Annotated in this window: 3 protein-coding genes and 1 pseudogene; 3 read left to right on the top strand and 1 reads right to left on the bottom strand. The window is 70.1% G+C overall.

Features of this window, described 5'->3' with window-relative positions; all coding sequences use genetic code 11:
- Window positions 1-81 precede the first annotated feature (81 nt).
- The 3 genes from MJ785_RS16310 to MJ785_RS22340 all read left to right on the top strand — a co-directional run bounded on the left by MJ785_RS16310 (window position 82) and on the right by MJ785_RS22340 (window position 1,050).
- Window positions 82-318, top strand: a complete 237-nt coding sequence (locus tag MJ785_RS16310) for a hypothetical protein (RefSeq protein ID WP_239313070.1) — start codon at window positions 82-84, stop codon at window positions 316-318.
- Window positions 319-470: 152 nt separating this feature from the next.
- Window positions 471-689 carry a heavy-metal-associated domain-containing protein gene (locus MJ785_RS16305; protein ID WP_239313073.1) on the top strand — a complete coding sequence of 73 codons (219 nt, stop codon included), beginning with the start codon at window positions 471-473 and terminating at the stop codon, window positions 687-689.
- 94 nt (window positions 690-783) lie between these two features.
- The gene (locus MJ785_RS22340) at window positions 784-1,050 is read left to right on the top strand and encodes a heavy-metal-associated domain-containing protein (RefSeq protein ID WP_370651751.1); all 267 of its coding nucleotides are present in this window, start codon (window positions 784-786) and stop codon (window positions 1,048-1,050) included.
- Here MJ785_RS22340 and MJ785_RS16300 read toward each other — a convergent pair.
- Window positions 1,035-2,181 (bottom strand): annotated as a pseudogene (locus tag MJ785_RS16300) (hypothetical protein); the annotation flags it as partial. The gene MJ785_RS22340 and the pseudogene MJ785_RS16300 overlap by 16 nt on opposite strands.

Here is a 2,181-nt window from a genome sequence, read left to right as displayed (position 1 = left end):
CATCAACAAAAAGCCGGACAGCCACCGGGCCAGATCTTAGACTGGGAAACAATCTGTCGCCTTTTATCCACTGGAGCTGTCATGAGTGTATCCGGAACGCCTCGCCACATCCTGACCTTCTGCGGCAAGTGCAGCTGCGGCTGCCCGGAGCTGTTCGTCGACCACGAGGCGCCCGCGGAACAGCGGATCGTGCTCACTGACGACTTTGGCCAGCGCATCCAGATGAGCGTCGACCAACTGCGGGTGATCGTCGACGAGGCTCGGTCGGGCCGGATCAGCGCGCTGGTCGACGCGGAACTCGCAGCCCTGGTGGGATGACCATCGCTCCGCTGCGGGACAGGTCGGTGACGCGCGGCCGACGGCCGACGGCCGCCTGACGGCCGCGCCGCGCGGGGACTCCCGCCGACGCTTCTACTACCCTTCATCGAAAGGGTTTCGACGGCGAGGCCCGCGACGCGGTAGGAGCATCAATGACGGCGCTGACGGTGCAGGTACCCGACATCAGCTGCGACCACTGCAAGGCCGCGATCGAAACGGCCGTCAGCCAGGTGCCGGGCGTCAGCGCAGTGTCCGTCGACGTCGCGTCCACCTCGGTCCGCGTGGACCACTCCGCGGCGGTGGATGTGCGTGCCATCGAAGCGGCGATCGTCGACGCAGGTTACACGATCGGAGCGATTGTCGGAGCGTGAGCAGAATGCCGGCCGCGCCTGCCGCTCCACCCGCGGGCGCGACAGCCGGCGCGGCTGTCACCAGCACCGCGCTGGTTGAGCGTGCCGTCCCGGGATGACCTGTGCAGCCTGCGCCCGCCGGGTCGAGAAGGCGTCGAACCGGCGGGCCGGAGCCTGGGCGACGGTCAGCCTGGCGACGCACCGGGCGATGGTGACCTGGAGCGACGGGTGTGGGCCGGGCGCCGAGGTGCTGGCAGCCGCCGTCGAACAGGTCGGAGATTCAGGCCCGGCTCATTCCCGCGGATGTACCGGCCGGCGGCGTGCCGTCGGGAGCTGGCGTGCGCAGCGCACATCGTTGGCGTCAACTCACGCCCGATGGTGATGGTGGCTGGCAAGGCGGCGTTGCAGGTTGGCGTGCCGGAATTCCCACACCGCACCGGCTTGCCGGAGGATTCCCCGGTCGTGCGCGTCGGTGAGGAAGGTCATCAGATGGAGAGGCTGGTGGCCCCGGCCAGCCAGCCAGAGACGGGCGATGCCCAGGCGTCCCCATACCGAGACGAGCCCGAGCGCGAGCCCGCCCGTGAGCCCATACGTGAGCCCGTTCGCGAGCCCCTCCGCGAGTCCGGCCGCGAGTCCGTCCGCGAGCCCGAACGCGAGCCCGAACGCGAGCCCACTGGCGCGATCGTGGATTAGCACAGCCCCGGGGGCAGCGGCCCGTTGCGTGTCCACAGCGGTGTCCATTCCGAGTCCGACCGCGAGTCCGACCGCGAGCCCGAACGTGATCCCAAACGCGAGCCCGAACGTGAGCCCGTTCGCGAGCCCGTTCGCGAGCCCGAACGTGATCCTGGCCGCGAGCCCGACCGTGATCCCGGTCGCGAGCCCGGTCGCGAGATCGGAGAGCCGCGGCCATCGCAGGATGATGTGGCGTGGGGAAGAACTGCCGAGCCCGCCCACGAGCCCGAACGCGAGCCCGAACACGAGCCCGGCCGCGAGCCCGGCCGCGAGCCCGGTCGAGAGCCCGAACGCGAGCCCACCCATGAGCCCAGCCAAGAGCCCGCCCACGAGCCCGGCCAAGAGCCCGACCGTGAGCCTGATTGCGAGCCCAGCTCCGAGCCCGTCCTCGAGCCTGATGGCGAGTCCGGCTCCGAGCCCGGCTCCGAGCCCGTCCGCAAGCCCGGCCGCGAGCCCGAACGTGAGCCCGAATGCGAGCCCGAATGCGAGCCCGACTGTAAGCCCGACCGCGAGGGGCATGACAGAGCGTGGTAAAGCGCGGGGGAGTTCCCACCAGGCAAGGCTGGTGGTGCGGAGGCGATGTTCGAGGTGGTGGGCCAGAAAGATCAGATAGGGGGTGGCCTGGGCTGCGGTCCACCGGTTCCCGCCCGTGGGGCGGGGTCGGTACGTCGCGGCGATGAGACCATCGAACAGATGTTCCTCAACGGCGGTGCGGGTGGGGAGCGCGGTGGTGTCGCATAACTCGGCGGGGTTGGGCAGGCCGAGTGTGGAGCTGGCTGGG

The organism is Protofrankia sp. CiT1 (genome assembly GCF_917627335.1).
GTDB lineage: Bacteria > Actinomycetota > Actinomycetes > Frankiales > Frankiaceae > Protofrankia.
Note: the sequence above shows the minus strand (reverse complement) of the source record. Positions and strands in the feature narration are given on the sequence as shown.